Raw genomic sequence first — 16,365 nt, forward strand, 5'->3', positions numbered from 1 at the left:
CCGCGTGTCTCCCTATCCCAGATCTATGTGTTCCACGTCGCCGCGGTCGCGGTTCCGGGTGTCGCGCTGCGGCTCGCGGGGGGCGGGCCTGCTCAGCGCGTCGAACGCCCCGCGCACCGCGGCGAACAGCTCGCCGCCCGCGGCCACCAGGTGGCCGGTCACGTCGGAGCCCGACTCCCGCTGCGCCGCGATCGCCCGGCACACCGGGCAGGCGCGGCAGATGTACTCGTCGTGGGGCTCGGACACCGCCTCGCTCCACACGTCCCGCTCCTTGCGGGCGCCGCCGCCCGTGAAGGAGTTGTAGACGGTCTTGCCGACCTGGCGCGTGGCGCGCCCCTGGATCGTCTCGAACAGCTTGCGCGCCTCGTCGGCCACGGTGCCGATGGGGTCCCTGCTGGGATCTCTGTCGTTGTTCTCGGTCATCTGGCCCTCCCTGCGTATGGTTCGCTCATCCTGCTCAACTCATTCGGAGCCGGATTCGCTCCCCACACTGAACCGTATTCTCAGCGCGCCGTCGCGGAGCACGGCAGAGCCGATCTTCCTGCGGGCCAGCGCCGCGGGCAGCGCCAGGATCCTGCGGTACGGGCCGGCGGTGATGATGAGCTCGTCGCCCTTGCGGGCCAGGTCGACGTCGTCGTGGTCGGCGCCGGGCAGGGCGAGCGTCAGCTCGTCGGCGCTCAGCCGCAGCGGCGGCTCGACGGCGGGCGCCGCGAACGGGTCGGTCTCCCCGTAGACGGAGGCGCCCAGCTCGGCCAGCGCGCGCCGGCCGACCGGCTCGGCGGGCAGGTAGGGAACGGTGTGGACGGGCAGCGGCGCGAACGACTCCTCGGCCTCGGCCAGCAGCCTGGCCTGGGCGCTGACCCAGTTGGCCCGCCACTCGTCGGCGCCGCCGGCCGGGAAGACGCGGTTGGCGATGACGGCGTCGACGCGGTACCCGTACAGGTTGAGTGAGGTGAGGGTGCGCCTGGCCTCGGCGAGCACCACCGCCTCGGGGGTGAGCACGAGCCGCACGGACGCGCTGTCGCCGGTGAGCAGCTCGCGCACCTCCATCAGCCCGCGGTGGAAACGCTCGGCGGCGTTCATGACGTCGTCGCCCGGCGCGCTGACCCTGGCCACGCTGCGCATGAACGGCGAGATGACCTTGACCAGCTTGCGGCCGACCGGCATGAGCCTGGTGACGTGCCAGTCGAGCGCCTCGGGCAGGGCCAGCAGCCGCAGCGTCTCGGCGGTGGGGGCGCAGTCGATCACGATGACGTCCCAGGCGCCCTGGCGGGCGTGCTCGCGCAGTTCGAGCAGGGCGATGACCTCCTCGGCGCCGGGCAGGACGGTGATCTCCTCGGAGGTGATCTCGTCGAGGCCCAGCTCGGTGAGCACGCCCCTGGCGTAGTGCTGCAGGTCGCCCCAGTGGCGCTCCAGCGTCTTCTGCGTGTCGACCTGGTGCAGGTGGAGGCCCGGCGCGATCTCGCCGGGCTCGACGGCGAGCGCGTCGGCCAGCGAGTGGGCGGTGTCGGTGGAGACGATCAGCGTCTTGAGCCCGCGCTCGGCGGCCAGCGTGGCGGTCGCGGCGGCGGCGGTGGTCTTGCCCACGCCGCCCTTGCCGGTGAACAGCAGGACCCGGGGGCTCACCGGGTACGGCCCTCGACGCGCTTCTTCAGTCCCTTGAGCGCGGTGTCCACGATCACCTTCTCGGCCTTGCGCTTGATCATCCCGATCATGGGCACCGTGAGGTCGACGGTGAGCTCGTACGTCACGTCGGTGCCACTGCCCGTCTCGGCGAGCTGGTAACTTCCGCGCAGGTCGCCGACCATCTTGCCCGGCTCGGCCACCTGCCAGCGCACGCCGTCGTCGCCGTCCCAGGTGTAGGCCAGGGTGTAGGTGTCGTTGATCACGCCCGCGTCGAGGACGAACCGCACCTGCTCGGGCCGCCCGTCGGCGCCCGTGGTGACGACCTCGGCGCGCTTGATCGATCCGGCCCATTCCGGATAGGCGGGGAAGTCGGCGATGACCGCCATGACCTCTGCGCGGCCGGCGCCGATGGTGGTGCTCGAAGTGGTGCGATCAGCCATGCGACCACCGTAATGCAGAATCCGCCCGTTGCGGCGGAGCGCCGGTCACGGGCCGCCCGGCTCACCATTCCAGGACGAACGGCTCACCTCTTCCCCGGAAGTGGCCGACGTTCACGCACTCGGTGCGGCCCACGCGGGCGCGGCGGTGGAGAGGCTGGTGGACGTGGCCGAACAGGGCGTAACGCGGCTGGGTGCGCCGGATGGCCGCCAGCGTGGCCTCGCTGCCGCGCTCGAAGCGCCTGGCCACGACGTCGTAGAGCAATTCGGGCACGGCGGGCGGGATGTGGCAGCACAGCACGTCGACCTCGCCGATCGCCTCGACCTTGGCGGCGTACTCCTCGTCGCCGATCTCGTACGGGGTGCGGTAGGGGGTCTTCAGGCCGCCGCCGACGAAGCCGAAGCGCAGGCCGCCGATCTCCACCACCTCGCCGTCGAGCACCTGATGGCCCGGTTTGAGGTAGTCGGGCCACAGGCGGGGAATGTCCACGTTGCCGTAGGTGAGGTAGGCGGGGGTGGGCATGGCCGCGAAGAGGGTGGCGTACTGGGCGCGCACGTTGCGCTCGATGTGCTCGCGCGGGTCGCCGTCGAGGGTGGCCCACAGGCGCGCCGACATGGCCCTGGCCTCGTCGAAGCGCTTGGCCGTGCGCAGGGCGATGAACTCGGCGGCCCGCTCCGCGCCGAACAGGTCGGCGAAGATGCCGTTGGCGTGGTCGTCGTAGTCGATGAAGAGGATCAGGTCGCCCAGGCACACCAGCGCGTCGGCGCCCTCGCCCGCGCGGGCCAGCGCGTCGGCCCTGCCGTGCACGTCACTCACCACGTGGACCCTCATGGGGAAATCCTAGGTGGGACGGCTGCTAGCGTGATGAACGCCCTTCATAACGCTCCCATGACGATGCTACCGGCGCGTAACTTAAGGCGGTAACGTCCAGGCGGTCCCCGTAGAGGAGTTGAAAGTTCGTGCGCGAGTACAGCGTCCCCGTCCTGGTCGATGTGCCTGCCTCAGCAAGCCTGCCCGACACGGTCTTCGACCGGGCCGAGCGGGAGCCCGGCACCGTGATCATGCGCCGCAAGACCGACGACGGCTGGCCCGTCGTGACCGCGGGCGAGTTCCGCGACCAGGTGGTCGAGGTGGCCAGGGGGCTCATCGCGGCCGGGATCGAGCACGGCGACCGGGTCGCGCTGATGTCGCGCACGCGTTACGAGTGGACGCTGGTCGACTACGCCCTCTGGTCCGTCGGCGCGGTCACCGTCCCCGTCTACGAGACGTCGTCGGTGGAGCAGGTCCGGTGGATCCTGGCCGACAGCGAGGCCAAGGCGGCCTTCGTCGAGCTCGACGCGCACGAGGAGACCGTCCGCGAGGCCGCGCCCGAGCTGAAGGCCGTCTGGCGGGTCGAGGGGCGGCTCGACGCGGAGGGCGTGCCCGGCTCGGCCGTGGAGGAGCGCAGGAAGAAGGTCGTCGCCGCCGACCTGGCCACGATCGTCTACACCTCGGGCACCACCGGCCGTCCCAAGGGCTGCCGGATCACCCACGACAACCTGCTGTTCACCGCGCTCAACGTGCTGCGCGGGCCGCTCGACCCGCTGTTCAGCTCGAAGGACCCGGCGGCGCTGCTGTTCCTGCCGCTCGCGCACATCTTCGCGCGGATGATCCAGGTGGTGCTGGTCGAGGCCGGCGCGATCATGGCGCACACCCCGAACATGAAGAACGTCGCCCCCGACCTCCAGGACTTCAAGCCGACGTTCCTGCTGGGCGTGCCGCGCGTGTTCGAGAAGGTCTACAACGGCGCCGAGCAGAAGGCCGCCGCGGGCGGCAAGGGCAAGATCTTCGCCCGCGCCGTCGACGTGGCGGTGGCCTGGAGCAAGGCCGAGGCGTCCGGCGGCGCGCCGCTCGGCCTGCGGCTGCGTCACCTGCTGTTCGACCGGCTGGTCTACGCCAAGCTGCGGGCGGCCACCGGCGGCCGGCTGTCGGCCGCCGTCTCCGGCGGCTCGGCGCTCGGCGACCGGCTCGGCCACTTCTTCCGGGGCGTCGGCATCGAGGTCTTCGAGGGCTACGGCCTGACCGAGACCTCCGCCCCCATCTCGGTCAACATGCCGGGCGCCAACAAGATCGGCACGGTCGGCAAGCCGCTGCCGGGCGTCTCGGTCCGCATCGGCGACGACGGCGAGATCCTGGCCAAGGGCCGCAACGTCTTCCACGGCTACTGGAAGAACGACGCCGCCACCGCCGAGGCGGTCGACGCCGACGGCTGGTACCGCACGGGCGACGTGGGCGAGCTCGACGCCGACGGCTACCTGCGCATCACCGGCCGCAAGAAGGAGATCCTGGTGACGGCCGCGGGCAAGAACGTCGCCCCCGGCCCGCTGGAGGACGCGCTGCGCGCCCACCCGCTGGTGTCCCAGGCCATGATCGTGGGCGAGGGCCGTCCGTTCGTCGCCGCGCTGGTCACGCTCGACCCCGAGGCGATGCCCGCCGGTCGCGGCGCGGCCGAGCTGCGCACCGACCCGGCGATCCTGGCGCAGGTCCAGGAGGCCGTCGACCGGGCCAACGGCATGGTGTCGAAGGCCGAGCAGATCAAGAAGTTCACGATCCTCGACACCGACCTCACCGAGGAGAGCGGCCACCTGACGCCGACGCTGAAGGTCAAGCGCAACCTGGTGATGCGCGACTACGCCAAGGAGATCGACGAGCTCTACGGCCACTAGCCGTCAGGCGGCCCCGACGAGCTCGCCTGCCAGCTCACCGGCCAGCTCGCCTGCCAGGTCACCGGCCGGGTCGCCGGCCCGCTCGGTCGCGGTCAGGATCGCGGCCAGAGCCTGGCGGGCGGCCTGGAGCTCGGCGAGCTGCCCGTCCAGGCCGGTGAGCCGGCCGCGGAGGTGGCCGAGGGTGCACGGGTCCAGCACCTCGCCGGAGCCGGAGGCGCACGGCAGCACGTCCTTGATCACTTTGGTCGGCAGGCCGGCGGCGAGCAGCGTGCGGATGCGCCGGACCACGACGGGCGCGTCCGTCCCGTAGCGCCGGTGACCGCCGTCGGCCCGGTACGAGGTCAGCAGCCCCTGCTCCTCGTAGTAGCGCAGCAGCCGGGGGCTGACCCCGGTCTCCGCGGAGAGCGCGCCGATCTTCACGTGATGCTCCTCACACCCGCTTGCATCTCACATCGATGTGAGCTTCTAGCGTGACGTCCATGAGAGAAATTCCTCGCGAGACTGTACAGACGTTCACCATTGGCGGAGACCTGGAGGTTCGCCGGATCGGCTACGGGTCGATGCGGCTGGCCGACGCCCCCGACCCCGCGCGCTCGGCGATGGAGGCGCCCATCTGGGAGGCGCCGGCGGACCGGGCGGGCGCCGTGGCGGTGTTGCGCCGGGCGGCCGAGCTGGGCGTGAACCTCTTCGACACCGCCGACTCCTACGCGCTCGGCGCCAACGAGGAGCTGATCGCCGAGGCGCTGCACCCGTACGGTGACGGTGTGGCGGTGGCCACCAAGATCGGCGTGCTGCGGCCCTCGCCGGCCGAGTGGGTGCCGCTCGGCCATCCGGCCTACCTGCGCCAGCAGGCCGAGCTGAGCCTGCGCCGGCTGCGGGTGGAGCGCATCGACCTGCTCCAGCTGCACCGCCTGGACCCGGCCTACCCGCTCGAAGACCAGATCGGCGCGCTCAAGCAGCTCAGGGACGAGGGCAAGGTCCGGCACATCGGCCTGTCGGAGGTGAGCGCCGGGGAGCTGCGCCGGGCGGCGGAGATCACGCCGATCGCGGCCGTGCAGAACATGTACAACCTGGCCACCCGGCAGCACGAGGACGTCGTGGAGCACGCCGCCGCGCACGGCATCGCGTTCCTGCCGTTCTTCCCGATCGCGGCCGGCTCCCACGCCGGGCCCGGCACGCCGCTGGCGGCGGTGGCGGCCGAGATCGGCGTCACCCCGGCCCAGGCGTCGCTGGCCTGGCTGCTGCGCCGCTCCCCCACGGTGATCCCGATCCCCGGCACCTCCTCGATCGGGCACCTGGAGGAGAACGTGGCGGCGCTGTCGGTGGAGCTCTCCGACGAGCAGTACGACCGGCTGTCGGCGGCGGCCGCCGTCTCGCCTTCGTGACGGGCCTCACCTTCACGACGAACCTCACCCTTCATGACCGGCCTCACCTTCATGACGGGCCTCACCTCCATGACCGGCCTCAGTCCGTGACGGGTCGCGGCTCCGCCAGGACGAGCCGGCCCGCCCGTTCCGACAGCGCCTGCCTGGCCGGCTCCGGCAGGCCGGTGTCGGAGACGACCACGTCGGCCTCGCCCAGCTCGGCGATCGTGCTGATGCCGACGGTCCCCCACTTGGTGTGGTCGGCCAGCACGACGAGCCGGGAGGCCGCCTCGACCAGCGCGCGGTCGGTCTCGGCCTCCATCAGGTTGGGGGTGGTGAAGCCGGTCCGCGCGGTCATGCCGTGCACGCCCAGGAAGAGCAGGTCCACGTTGAGCCGGCGGATGGCGGCGACCGCGACCGGGCCGACCAGGGCGTCGGACGGGGTGCGCACCCCGCCGGTGAGCACGACCGTCTGGTCGGGACGGCCGGCGTGCTGGAAGACGTCGGCGACCCGGACGGAGTTCGTCACGACGGTCAGGCCGGGGATCTGGCCCAGGTGGTGGGCGAGCGTCCAGGTCGTGGTGCCGGCCGACAGGGCCACGGCCGTGCCGGGGCGCACGAGCGCGGCGGCGTGCCCGGCGATGGCCTGCTTCTCCTCCTCCTGCTGCACGGACTTGGCGGCGAAGCCGGGCTCGTTCGTGGATCCGATGGTGGTCGCGCCGCCGTGCACCTTGGCCAGCAGGCCGCGCTCGGCCAGCAGCTCCAGGTCGCGCCGGATCGTGATGTCGGAGACGCCGAACGTGCGCACCAGGTCCACGACCCTGACGCCGCCGTTCTGCCGGACGAGGTCCAGGATCGCCTGCTGACGCTGCGGGGCGAGCATCGCATCACCAGATCCCAACAGGTTCCGACACATCCCGTCCGCATCATGACATGGCATCGACTCGGTGAATGCGTCGAAAACGCCATGAAACAGTGCGTTGACAGCGGTGGGGCTTCGTCTTTCGATGAATGGGTGTGAGCGAACTCGGGGGAATCTGAAGGGTCCGGCAAGGAGGAACCATCATGGACCGACACATGCCGATCTCCCGCCGTCGTCTTCTCGGAGCCGCCGCGTTCGGCGTGCCCGCCGTCCTCGCCGGGTGCGGCTCCGGCAGCCCCTCCACTGGGCCCGGCAGGTCGTCCGGCGGCGGCCTGGGCACGGTCACGATCGGCTCGAACGCCTCCGACGAGGTGCCCAAGAAGGCTCTGGAGACCGTGCTCAAGGGCTTCACCCAGGCCGTCCCGAAGGTCAACACGGTCGACCACAACACGTTCCAGGAGAACATCAACCGCTATCTCAAGGGCACGCCCGACGACGTGTTCACCTGGTTCGCCGGATACCGGATGCGCTTCTTCGCCGAGCAGGGCCTGGCGACCGACATCTCGGACGTGTGGCGGGAGATCGGCGGCGACTACACGCAGGCGTTCAAGGACCAGTCGACCGGCGCCGACGGCAAGCAGTACTTCGTGCCGTTCACCTACTACCCGTGGGCCGTCTTCTACCGCAAGAGCCTGTGGCGGGCCAAGGGGTACGAGCCCCCGAGAACCCTGGACGAGTTCACCGCCCTGGCCAGGAGGATGAAGGCCGACGGGCTGATTCCGATCGCGTTCGCCGACAAGGACGGGTGGCCGGCGATGGGCACGTTCGACATCCTGAACATGCGCACGAACGGCTACGACTTCCACATCTCGCTCATGGCCGGCAAGGAGTCGTGGACCGACCGCAGGGTCCGGCAGGTCTTCGACACCTGGCGGGGGCTGATGGAGTACCACCAGCCTGCGGCGCTCGGGCGTACCTGGCAGGAGGCCGGGCAGTCGCTCGCGCAGAAGAAGACCGGCATGATCCTGCTCGGCATGTTCGTCGCCCAGCAGTTCCCCGAGGCCGACCGCGACGACATCGACTTCTTCACCTTCCCCGAGATCGACCCGGCCCACGGCACCGACTCGATCGACGCCCCCATCGACGGCTACATGATCTCGGCCAAGGCCCGGAACGTGGACGGCGCCAAGGCGCTGCTCAAGCACCTGGCCAAGGGCTCGTCCCAGAACGAGGCGACCAGGCTCGACCCGGGGACGCTGGCGTCCAGCTCCAAGGCCGACACCAGCGGCTACAGCGCCCTGCAGAAGCGCGGCGCCGAACTGGTCTCCCAGGCCACCCACCTGGCGCAGTTCCTCGACCGCGACACCCGGCCGGACTTCGCCTCCACCGTGATGATCCCGTCCCTGCAGGCGTTCGTCGGCGCGCCGGACGAGATCGACTCCCTGCTGGCGAGCATCGAGAAGCAGAAGGCCACCCTCTTCCGCTGATGACCGTCAGAACCCGTCGCTACTCCGCCCGGGACGTGACCGTGCTGGTCATCGGGCTGGGGATGGCCGTCATCGTCAACGTGGGCCTGATCTGGGGGCCCGCGCTGGCCTCCGTCGCGCTGTCCGGCACCGACTGGAACGGCATCGGGCCGATCGAGTGGGTGGGCGGGCGGAACTACCACGACCTGGCCACCACCTATCCGCCGTTCTGGTCGGCGGTGCGCAACAACGTGTTGTGGCTGGGCTTCCTGGGGCTGGTCGCGACGCCGTTCGGGCTGTTCTGCGCGGTGCTGCTGGACCGGCGGCTGCGGTGGTCGCGGGTCTACCAGAGCGCGCTGTACCTGCCGGTCGTGTTGTCGCTGGCCGTGGTGGGCTTCATCGCGCAGCTCATCTACTCCTCCGACTACGGCGTGCTGAACGCGGTCACCGGCCTGACCGTGGACTGGCTGGGCGACCGTTCGATCAACATCTGGGTGGTGATGGTCGCGGCCGGCTGGCGGCACGTCGGCTACGTCATGATCATCTACCTGGCCGGGCTCAAGGCCGTGGACCCGGCGCTGAAGGAGGCCGCCGCCATCGACGGGGCCACCGAGGCGCAGGCCTTCTTCCGCGTGGTGTTCCCGACGCTGCGGCCGGTCAACGTGATCGTGCTGGTCATCACCGTGATCGAGGCGCTGCGCGCGTTCGACGTCGTCTACGCCGTCAACAAGGGCAGGAACGGCCTGGAACTGCTGTCGGTGCTGGTCACCGAGAACATCGTGGGCGAGGCCGGCCGCATCGGCTTCGGCTCGGCCATCGCCGTGATCCTGCTGGTGATCTCGCTGGGGTTCATCGTCACGTACCTGTCGCAGCTGTTCAAGGAGGAGCGATGACGCTCACCGCGCCCGCCGCCGCTCCCCCGGCGCAGGACCGGCGGCCGCCCGCGCGCCGGCCCGTGCGGCCGCTGCGCATCCTGCTGCACGCCTTCCTCGCGCTGGTCGCGCTGGGCTGGGTGCTGCCGCTGGCCCTGTCGGTCTACGCCTCGCTGCGGCCGTACGAGGAGACGGCCCGGCTGGGCTACCTGTCGGTGCCCGAGCACCTCACGCTCGGCTACTACGGCGAGGCGTGGAGCCAGGCCGAGCTGCCCCGCTACTACCTGAACACGCTGATCATCGTCGTCCCCGGGGTGCTGGTCACGCTGGCGCTGGCCTCGTTCACGGCCTTCGCCGTCGCGCGGGTGCGCGTGCCGGGGCGCAAGGCGCTGCTGATCGTGTTCACCGCCGGGAACCTGATGCCGCCGCAGGTGCTCATCACCCCGCTGTACACGCTCTACACGCTGGTGCCGCTGCCCGCCTGGCTGTCGGACTCCCAGTCGCTCTACGACTCCTACCTCGGGCTGATCCTCATCCACGTGGCGTTCCAGTTCGGCTTCTGCGTCTTCGTCATCGCGAACTTCATGCGGACGATCCCGGAGGAGATCACCGAGGCGGCGCTCGTGGACGGCGCGAGCGTGTGGAAGCGCTACTGGCGGCTCACGCTGCCGCTGTGCCGGCCGGTGCTGGCGGCGCTGGCCACCCTGGAGTTCACCTGGATGTACAACGACTTCCTGTGGGCGCTGGTGCTGATGTCCTCGGGCGACAAGCTGCCGGTGACCTCGGCGCTGAACAACCTGCGCGGCCAGTTCTTCACCGACTACAACCTGCTGGCGGCCGGGTCCCTGCTGGTGGCGCTGCCCACGCTGGTCGTCTTCCAGCTCCTGCACAAGCAGTTCGTCGCCGGGCTCACGCTGGGCTCGACCAAGGGTTAGGAGGGGCGCAGCAGGGCGTGGAAGCGGGTGGCGACCTGCTCCCACGTCCACTCGCGGGTGATCCAGTCGCGGCCGCGGGCGCCCATCTTGCGGGCCCGCGCGGGGTCGCGGAGCAGGTCGGTGACGGCCTGGGCGACGTCCGCGACGTCCGCGCCGTCCACGACGAGGCCCGTCTCGCCGGGACGTACGGCGTCCGGGGCGCCGCCGGAGTCGCCCGCGACCACCGGCAGGCCGGTCGCCGACGCCTCCAGGAAGACGATCCCGAGGCCCTCGACGTCCACGCCGTTCCAGCGGGTGCGGCAGGGCATCGCGAAGACGTCGGCCGCCGCGTAGTAGCCGGGCAGGCTCGCGGCGGGGACCGTGCCGGTGAACCTGATCGACTCGTGCCCGCCCGCCAGGCGCTCCAGCCGCGACCGGTACGGGCCGCCGCCCACGAGCAGCAGCACCGCGTCCGGCACCGCGCGCAGCACCCTGGGCCAGGCCCGGATGAGCTGGTCCTGGCCCTTGCGCGGCACCAGCCGGGACACGCAGGCCACCACCGGCCGGTCGTCGAGGCCGAGCGCCGCCTTGGCGGCCCGCGGGTGGAACTGGTCGGCGTCGACGCCGGGCGCCAGGCGGACGAGCTTGTCCGGCGGGATCGCGGCGGCCAGGCGCTGCCGCGTGTATTCGCCCAGGTAGGTCACCACGTCGGCGTGCGCGCCGATCCTGCGCAGCACCGAGCGGAAGCCCGGCGCGCCCGCCCACGACGCCTCGTGGCCGTGGGTGAGCATCACCACCCGCCGCGCGCCCGCCGCGCGCAGGCGGGGCGCGAGCAGGCCGAGCGGCGCGGCCGCGCCGAAGACGACGGTCTCGGCGCGGTGCTCGGCCACCAGCCCGGCCGCCCTGCGCGCGACGGCCGGGGTGGGCAGCATCAGCCGCGTCGGGTGCCGGACGACCCGGTACGGCTGACGCCGGTCGAACTCCTCGCATCCCGGCCAGGCGGGGGCGTAGACGGCCACGCCCGGCGTGCGGAGCGCGAGTCCGTGCACGAACGACTGGATGCCGCCCGGCCTGGGCGGGAAGTCGTTCGTCACGAAGACCACGTCGGTCACGGTTCGGGGACGCCGTTCAGTCTCGCCCACGAGCGGGCCAGGGCGATGCGCTCGGGGCTGGAAGGATGGGAGGCATAGAGCACATATTCCACCGCATCCGGCGACAAGTCGGAAATGTTGGTTATGGCGAGGCGTTTCTGCATCGCGACGAACGTGGCCGGATCCCTGGTGAGGTCGAGGGCGTGCACGTCGGCCCGCGCCTCGACGTGCCGCGTGATCAGATTCTGGGCCGGGTCGGAGACCAGCGAGGCCAGCGTCATCAGCCCCATGAGCACGCCGACCGCCCGCGGGTCGGCCACCGAGGCGATCCCCGTCCGCCGCCGCAGCGGGCCGACCAGCAGGAACAGGCCGATCGCCCCGAAGGCCGCCAGCAGGCCGCCGAGCAGCGTGCCGTCGAGCACGTCGGCGTGCTTGGCGTGGCCCAGCTCGTGCGCGACCACCAGCTCGACCTCCGACTCCGGCGCCTTGAGCAGCGTGTCGTAGACGACGATCCGGCGGGTGGCCCCGAAGCCCGACACGTACGCGTTGAGCGCCGTCGTGCGCCGCGAGGCGTCGGCGACCAGCACGTCCTCGACCGGGACGCCGTCCCGCTCGGCCATGGCCAGCAGCTCCGAGCGCAGCGAGCCCTGCGGCATGGAGGTGAAGTTGTTGAACAGCGGCTCGAACACCACCGGGTAGACGTACGACACGCCCAGGGTGAGCGCGAACGCGCCCACGGCGGCCGGGATCCACCAGCGGCGCACCTTGCGGGCCAGCGCCACGAGGGCGAGCAGCATGACGGCCATCAGCAGCACGCTGACGCCGGTGTTCTTGAGCCGGTCGGCGGTCCAGCCCGCCCAGTCCTGGGTGGACAGGCCGTAGTCGCGCAGGATCGTCTCGAACCACATGCCGAGCGGCCACCGCAGCGCCTCGGTGATCGCGGTGAGCACCACCACGCCGAGGACCACCCGCACCCACCACGGGCCCCTGAGCACGCCCAGCACCTTGGCCGCGAACGGCGTCAGGACCAGCAGCCCGGCGAACAGGACCGTGAGGCCGAGCGAGATGTAGCCGGGCAGGGAGGTGGCCGCGTCGAACGCCTGCGCCCTGGCGATCTGGGCGGCGCTGAAGTCGCGGGCGGGGTCAGCGGTGACGGCGGGCGCGCCCGCCGCCAGGACCCGCCAGGGGGTGGTGAACCCGGCCACGGCCAGGATCACGCCGCCGACCAGGGCGAGGGCGGCGCCGGCTGCGCGCCTGGAGCGGGATTCCGCGCGTTGCCGTTCGCGGGCGATCAGGTGCTCCGCCGTTCCCGTCAGCTTGCCGGTTCCTGGACGGACGGCGTCCTCGGCGAAGGTGGCGGCGGGGTCGCCCTTGCCCTTGCCGTGCCCCTTGCCCTTGCCCTTGCCCTTGCCGTGGCCCTTGCCGTGGCCCTTGCCGTGGCCCTTGCCGTGGCCCTTGCCGTGGCCCTTGCCCTCGCCGTTGCCTTTTCCGGGGTCGTCCGTGTCCGCGGGGGGCTGGGGGGCGCGGGTGGCGTGGGGGCGGTCGTCGGGGGTTGCGGGCTGGGGGTGGCGGGGGTCCTCGGTGTCGGGGTCGGCGTCCGCGTCGGGGCGGGCGTCCGGATCGTCCGGGTCGTCGGGGTGGCCCGGGGATTCGGGGGGCTGGTTGGTGCCGGACGGCTCCTGCGGCGCGCCGTCGCCGGGCCGGTCGCCGCCGCCGCCGTCCCTGATGGCCACACCGCCGCCGTGCGCCGCCGCGACCGCCGTGCCGGGCTCGTCGGCCCCTGCGGCGACCGCTCCGGCGGGCTCGTCCCCTTCCCGGGGCGGGTCGTTCCGCTCGCTCATCTGCCTCCCCTTCACGCGAGCTGCTGTCGTACGTACTCGCGCCACCGTGCCGCCAGCGTCTCGGCGGTGAGCCCCACGGAGGCGAGCGCCTGATCGACGCCGGCCACGCGGGCATCACGGTAGAGCCGTACCAGGGTCCCGTCACCGAACCGGTCTGCGAGGAAGCGACACGCCATCCAGGCCTCCTGGTACGCCCGCGCGAGCCGTCCGGGATCGGCGGCCGTGGGGGCGAAAGCCGCAGGTCCGGGCAACTCGCTCGGCAGCCGCCCGGCCCGTACGTCGGCGGCGAGTTCGGCGGCGGCCGTCCCGGCGGGGAGCCCGGCGTCGCGGTAGGCCACGTAGTCGGCGAACCCCTCGTACAGCCAGACGGGCAGCCGGTCGGTGCCCGCGGCGACGTGGGTGAGCTCATGGGTGAGGACGACGTCGCGTCCCGTGGGGGTGAGCCGGGCGAAGGAGCCGGGCACGACGATCACCCTGGCGCCGTCGGCCACCGCGGCCAGGCCGTCGAGCGGGCCCGTGCTCGCCAGGCGGGCCGCCTCGGCGTCGGAGTCGGGCACGACGACCAGCGCGCGTACCGGCCGGCCGAGCACCGCGGACACCCGCCGTCCTGCGAGGTCCGCGCGGCGGGCCAGATCGGCCAGCAGGCCGGGGTCGGCGCGGTGCCCCACGACCACGGACCGCGCGCCGCGGGCCACCTGACCGCCGTCGCTCCACAACCCGCGCGCCCCGGCGGGCAGGACGGCGGCGGGCGGCGCGTCGGCGACCACGAGAACCGCCGTCGCCAGCAGCAGGACCGAAAGGAGCCGGCGCGGACCGCGGAGGGACGGACGCACCTGCGAGGACACGGCCCGATGCTAGTAGGCCCACGCCCCTCCCTGCCCCTCCAAGAGACCGGCCCCCGCACGAGACCGGCCCCTTCACGAGACCGGCCCCTTCATGGGGCCGGGCATGCGACAGGCCCCGGCCCGGACCGGGGAGGGTCCGGGCGGGGCCCGTTGTCACGCGCCGGGACGCACCGCGCCGACGAACGACGACTTCCGCCATCCGCCCAGTTTGTCGATGCGCACCCGTTCGCCGGTCCGCGGCGAATGGACCATCTTGCCGTGGCCGACGTACATGCCGACGTGGCCCAGCCCGTTGAAGAACATCAGGTCGCCCGGCTTGAGATTGCGCCAGGAGACCTTGCGCTTGATGCGGGCGAACTGGCTGCTCGCCACGCGAGGGAGTCGCACCCCGGCCTTCTTCCAGGCGTACTGGACGAGTCCGGAGCAGTCGAACGCACCAGGGCCCGTGGCCCCGTACCGGTACGGGTCGCCGACCTGGTGCCTGGCGACGGCGACGGCCCTGCGGGCCTTCGACGTCTGCCGGGCGGCTCTGGCCGCCTTGGCCGACCTGACGGTCTTCGCCGACCTGGCCGACCTTGCGGTGGCCGCCTTGGCGGTGCTGGACACCGCGGTGAGCCTGGCGGCCGATTCGCTCACCGTCTGCGCCCCGGCCGGCACGGCATGGAGAACCGCACCTCCGGCCGTCACGGTCATCGTGAGTGCGACGCCCCTCAGGGCAAGACGGGACAGACGGGGGTTATGCAGGGAGGTAGACAGGATTTCTCCTTGTGTCTTCCACGAACGCCTACCGGGTTAGCTGACGGATTCGGGCCTGGAAGTCGCCCTACGGCGCGATAACGCGCCGATTCACCCCTGATCCCGGGGGATTACGGGATCTTTGGGTCCCCGGCTCCGTGCCTCCTGGCTGCACGGACTCGGCAGGTCGCCGCCCGATGGTTGTGCCTGAACGGGGATATCGGCGGCGACCGCTGGATTTTTATCTGGTCCGCATCGGGGTTCCGATGTCGATTCGCGGTGCGCATGGCTTGCTGACCGCGACGCCAGAAACTACGCCGAAGGTTCAAGATTTGGCAAAGGGAGACACGGCCTGTAAAGATCAGATAAAGGTGTAAGTAAAGGGTGAAACCCCTGTTGGAGCCGAGGGTTCCGTTACCGGTTTGTGACCCTTCTCACACTTCCCGGCACACCTGATTGTCAGGGCCCTTTCACCCCGTTTGTCCCGTTCGTCCCAACGGTCGCGAGCACGCCGAAGCGGCCCGCGATTCCGGTCGCGGACAGTCCCCGGTGGGGATTCAGGGGCGGATCGCTCCGACCAGGGGGCGGCCGTAGTCGGCGAGGCGGACGACCTTGACGACGTCGCCCGTCTGCGGCGCATGGACGATCTTGCCACCGCCCGCGTAGATGCTGACGTGCCCGAGCCCCTCGCTGAAGATGAGGTCCCCCGGCTGGAGGTCCTTGAGGTCCACCTTGCGGCTCGCGCCCCAGGCCCACTGCTGCCACGTCGTACGCGGCAGCGAGACTCCGGCGGCCCGCCAGGCGGCCTGCGTCAGCCCTGAGCAGTCGTAGCCGCGCGGGCCCGTGCCTCCGTAGATGTACGGCTTGCCCACCTGGGCGAAGGCGAAGCCCAGGACGGCGGCCGCGCTGCCCGAGGCCGGACCGGTGTACTTGATGCCGGTGCTGTTGGGGTTGCCCGGGTTGTAGGCCCCCAGCTTGTCCAGGAGCTTCTTCTGCTGGCCGACCAGCTTCAGCACCTCGGCCCGCTCCCGCTGGACGGCGTCCCGCTCCTTGTCGGCGTCGGCGAGCGCGGTCTCGGCGTTGTCGCGCTCGGCCTTGAGCCCCTTGTTCTCGCGGTCGAACGCGGCCAGCTTCTCCAGCCGCTCGCGCGAGAGCTGCCCGGCCATGGCCAGCCCGGCCAGCAGGTTCTCGGGGTCGTTGACGCCGACCATGCCGGGCAGCGAGGTGACGTCCCCGCCCAGCTTGTACGAGTCCACCGCCACCCTGATGATCTCGGCGCGGAGGTCGGCGACCGTCTGCAGCTTCTGCTTGTAGCGGTCGTTCAGCCTGGTGTAGGCGTCCTTGGCCTTCTTGTAGTTCTCGGTCGCCGTGTTGTACCGGTCGACGACCTTGTCGGCCTTGTCGTTCAGCTTCTCCAGCTTGGCCTTGGCCTGTTTGAGGGTGGGCTTGGGATCAGCGAGCGCCGCACCCATCGGGACCGTCATCAGTCCGATCGCGAGACCCGCGGCCACCGTCACCCGGCCAAACCTCACAGCGTCGCCTCCCAGGGATTACACCTGGGGCGAAATAGTACAGAAGTGGCGGGTGGGGTCTCGCCAATAGTGCT

The 16,365-nt window shown here is 71.5% G+C and carries 16 protein-coding genes and 1 riboswitch; of the genes, 5 read left to right on the top strand and 11 right to left on the bottom strand.

What is annotated here, in order from left to right:
• Positions 1 to 12 precede the first annotated feature (12 nt).
• From ACIBQ8_RS23205 to ACIBQ8_RS23220, 4 genes are all read right to left on the bottom strand, one after another.
• The gene (locus ACIBQ8_RS23205) at positions 13 to 423 is read right to left on the bottom strand and encodes a hypothetical protein (protein ID WP_397192931.1); all 411 of its coding nucleotides are present in this window, start codon (positions 421 to 423) and stop codon (positions 13 to 15) included.
• A 39-nt stretch (positions 424 to 462) separates the two neighbouring features.
• Positions 463 to 1,626 (bottom strand): ArsA family ATPase, encoded by a 1,164-nt coding sequence (locus tag ACIBQ8_RS23210; protein ID WP_397192932.1) that lies wholly within the window; start codon positions 1,624 to 1,626, stop codon positions 463 to 465.
• A complete protein-coding gene (locus ACIBQ8_RS23215) occupies positions 1,623 to 2,066 on the bottom strand; it encodes an SRPBCC family protein (RefSeq protein ID WP_397171178.1) in 444 nt (147 codons plus the stop codon). The genes ACIBQ8_RS23210 and ACIBQ8_RS23215 overlap by 4 nt, the downstream gene beginning before the upstream one ends.
• A 61-nt stretch (positions 2,067 to 2,127) precedes the next feature.
• The gene (locus tag ACIBQ8_RS23220) at positions 2,128 to 2,895 is read right to left on the bottom strand and encodes a metallophosphoesterase (RefSeq protein WP_397171177.1); all 768 of its coding nucleotides are present in this window, start codon (positions 2,893 to 2,895) and stop codon (positions 2,128 to 2,130) included.
• A 128-nt stretch (positions 2,896 to 3,023) separates the two neighbouring features.
• On the opposite strand from ACIBQ8_RS23220, the gene ACIBQ8_RS23225 reads away from it, so the two are divergent.
• Positions 3,024 to 4,769 (top strand): AMP-dependent synthetase/ligase, encoded by a 1,746-nt coding sequence (locus tag ACIBQ8_RS23225; RefSeq protein WP_397171176.1) that lies wholly within the window; start codon positions 3,024 to 3,026, stop codon positions 4,767 to 4,769.
• 3 nt (positions 4,770 to 4,772) lie between these two features.
• On the opposite strand, the gene ACIBQ8_RS23230 is transcribed toward ACIBQ8_RS23225, so the two are convergent.
• Positions 4,773 to 5,189, bottom strand: a complete 417-nt coding sequence (locus ACIBQ8_RS23230) for a MerR family transcriptional regulator (protein ID WP_397192933.1) — start codon at positions 5,187 to 5,189, stop codon at positions 4,773 to 4,775.
• A 59-nt stretch (positions 5,190 to 5,248) separates the two neighbouring features.
• Here ACIBQ8_RS23230 and ACIBQ8_RS23235 point away from each other — a divergent pair, with 59 nt between their 5' ends.
• A complete protein-coding gene (locus ACIBQ8_RS23235; protein ID WP_397192934.1) occupies positions 5,249 to 6,154 on the top strand; it encodes an aldo/keto reductase in 906 nt (301 codons plus the stop codon).
• 79 nt (positions 6,155 to 6,233) lie between these two features.
• On the opposite strand, the gene ACIBQ8_RS23240 is transcribed toward ACIBQ8_RS23235, so the two are convergent.
• Positions 6,234 to 7,016 carry a DeoR/GlpR family DNA-binding transcription regulator gene (locus ACIBQ8_RS23240; RefSeq protein WP_397171171.1) on the bottom strand — a complete coding sequence of 261 codons (783 nt, stop codon included), beginning with the start codon at positions 7,014 to 7,016 and terminating at the stop codon, positions 6,234 to 6,236.
• 182 nt (positions 7,017 to 7,198) lie between these two features.
• Here ACIBQ8_RS23240 and ACIBQ8_RS23245 point away from each other — a divergent pair, with 182 nt between their 5' ends.
• Genes ACIBQ8_RS23245 through ACIBQ8_RS23255 form a run of 3 tightly spaced genes read left to right on the top strand, consistent with a single transcriptional unit; the run spans position 7,199 to position 10,268 of the window.
• Positions 7,199 to 8,482: an ABC transporter substrate-binding protein gene (locus ACIBQ8_RS23245; protein WP_397192935.1), complete on the top strand. Its 1,284-nt coding sequence runs from the start codon at positions 7,199 to 7,201 to the stop codon at positions 8,480 to 8,482.
• Positions 8,482 to 9,354 (top strand): carbohydrate ABC transporter permease, encoded by an 873-nt coding sequence (locus tag ACIBQ8_RS23250; protein ID WP_397192936.1) that lies wholly within the window; start codon positions 8,482 to 8,484, stop codon positions 9,352 to 9,354. The genes ACIBQ8_RS23245 and ACIBQ8_RS23250 overlap by 1 nt, the downstream gene beginning before the upstream one ends.
• Complete coding sequence (locus ACIBQ8_RS23255) at positions 9,351 to 10,268, top strand: carbohydrate ABC transporter permease (protein ID WP_397171165.1); 918 nt, start codon at positions 9,351 to 9,353, stop codon at positions 10,266 to 10,268. The genes ACIBQ8_RS23250 and ACIBQ8_RS23255 overlap by 4 nt, the downstream gene beginning before the upstream one ends.
• Here ACIBQ8_RS23255 and ACIBQ8_RS23260 read toward each other — a convergent pair.
• From ACIBQ8_RS23260 to ACIBQ8_RS23280, 5 genes are all read right to left on the bottom strand, one after another.
• Positions 10,265 to 11,359, bottom strand: coding sequence for a glycosyltransferase family 4 protein (locus ACIBQ8_RS23260; RefSeq protein WP_397192937.1), 1,095 nt, complete (start codon positions 11,357 to 11,359; stop codon positions 10,265 to 10,267). The genes ACIBQ8_RS23255 and ACIBQ8_RS23260 overlap by 4 nt on opposite strands.
• On the bottom strand, positions 11,356 to 13,179 hold the full coding sequence (locus ACIBQ8_RS23265; protein WP_397192938.1) for a M48 family metallopeptidase: 1,824 nt from the start codon (positions 13,177 to 13,179) through the stop codon (positions 11,356 to 11,358). The genes ACIBQ8_RS23260 and ACIBQ8_RS23265 overlap by 4 nt, the downstream gene beginning before the upstream one ends.
• A gap of 11 nt (positions 13,180 to 13,190) precedes the next feature.
• Positions 13,191 to 14,024: a hypothetical protein gene (locus ACIBQ8_RS23270; RefSeq protein WP_397192939.1), complete on the bottom strand. Its 834-nt coding sequence runs from the start codon at positions 14,022 to 14,024 to the stop codon at positions 13,191 to 13,193.
• Positions 14,025 to 14,177: 153 nt separating this feature from the next.
• On the bottom strand, positions 14,178 to 14,660 hold the full coding sequence (locus tag ACIBQ8_RS23275) for a C40 family peptidase (RefSeq protein WP_397171161.1): 483 nt from the start codon (positions 14,658 to 14,660) through the stop codon (positions 14,178 to 14,180).
• A 130-nt stretch (positions 14,661 to 14,790) separates the two neighbouring features.
• Positions 14,791 to 14,954: riboswitch (cyclic di-AMP (ydaO/yuaA leader) on the bottom strand.
• Between the two features lie 362 nt (positions 14,955 to 15,316).
• Positions 15,317 to 16,243 (bottom strand): NlpC/P60 family protein, encoded by a 927-nt coding sequence (locus ACIBQ8_RS23280; RefSeq protein ID WP_397171160.1) that lies wholly within the window; start codon positions 16,241 to 16,243, stop codon positions 15,317 to 15,319.
• Positions 16,244 to 16,365 lie beyond the last annotated feature (122 nt).

This window comes from Nonomuraea sp. NPDC049646 (genome assembly GCF_044465525.1).
In the GTDB taxonomy this organism is placed as follows: Bacteria; Actinomycetota; Actinomycetes; order Streptosporangiales; family Streptosporangiaceae; genus Nonomuraea.

Coding starts and splice junctions, on each gene's coding strand:
- ACIBQ8_RS23205 (WP_397192931.1), bottom strand. CDS start 423: ATGACCGAGAACAACGACAGAGATCCCAGCAGGGACCCCATCGGCACC.
- ACIBQ8_RS23215 (WP_397171178.1), bottom strand. CDS start 2,066: ATGGCTGATCGCACCACTTCGAGCACCACCATCGGCGCCGGCCGCGCA.
- ACIBQ8_RS23220 (WP_397171177.1), bottom strand. CDS start 2,895: ATGAGGGTCCACGTGGTGAGTGACGTGCACGGCAGGGCCGACGCGCTG.
- ACIBQ8_RS23235 (WP_397192934.1), top strand. CDS start 5,249: ATGAGAGAAATTCCTCGCGAGACTGTACAGACGTTCACCATTGGCGGA.
- ACIBQ8_RS23240 (WP_397171171.1), bottom strand. CDS start 7,016: ATGCTCGCCCCGCAGCGTCAGCAGGCGATCCTGGACCTCGTCCGGCAG.
- ACIBQ8_RS23245 (WP_397192935.1), top strand. CDS start 7,199: ATGGACCGACACATGCCGATCTCCCGCCGTCGTCTTCTCGGAGCCGCC.
- ACIBQ8_RS23250 (WP_397192936.1), top strand. CDS start 8,482: ATGACCGTCAGAACCCGTCGCTACTCCGCCCGGGACGTGACCGTGCTG.
- ACIBQ8_RS23255 (WP_397171165.1), top strand. CDS start 9,351: ATGACGCTCACCGCGCCCGCCGCCGCTCCCCCGGCGCAGGACCGGCGG.
- ACIBQ8_RS23265 (WP_397192938.1), bottom strand. CDS start 13,179: ATGAGCGAGCGGAACGACCCGCCCCGGGAAGGGGACGAGCCCGCCGGA.
- ACIBQ8_RS23280 (WP_397171160.1), bottom strand. CDS start 16,243: ATGACGGTCCCGATGGGTGCGGCGCTCGCTGATCCCAAGCCCACCCTC.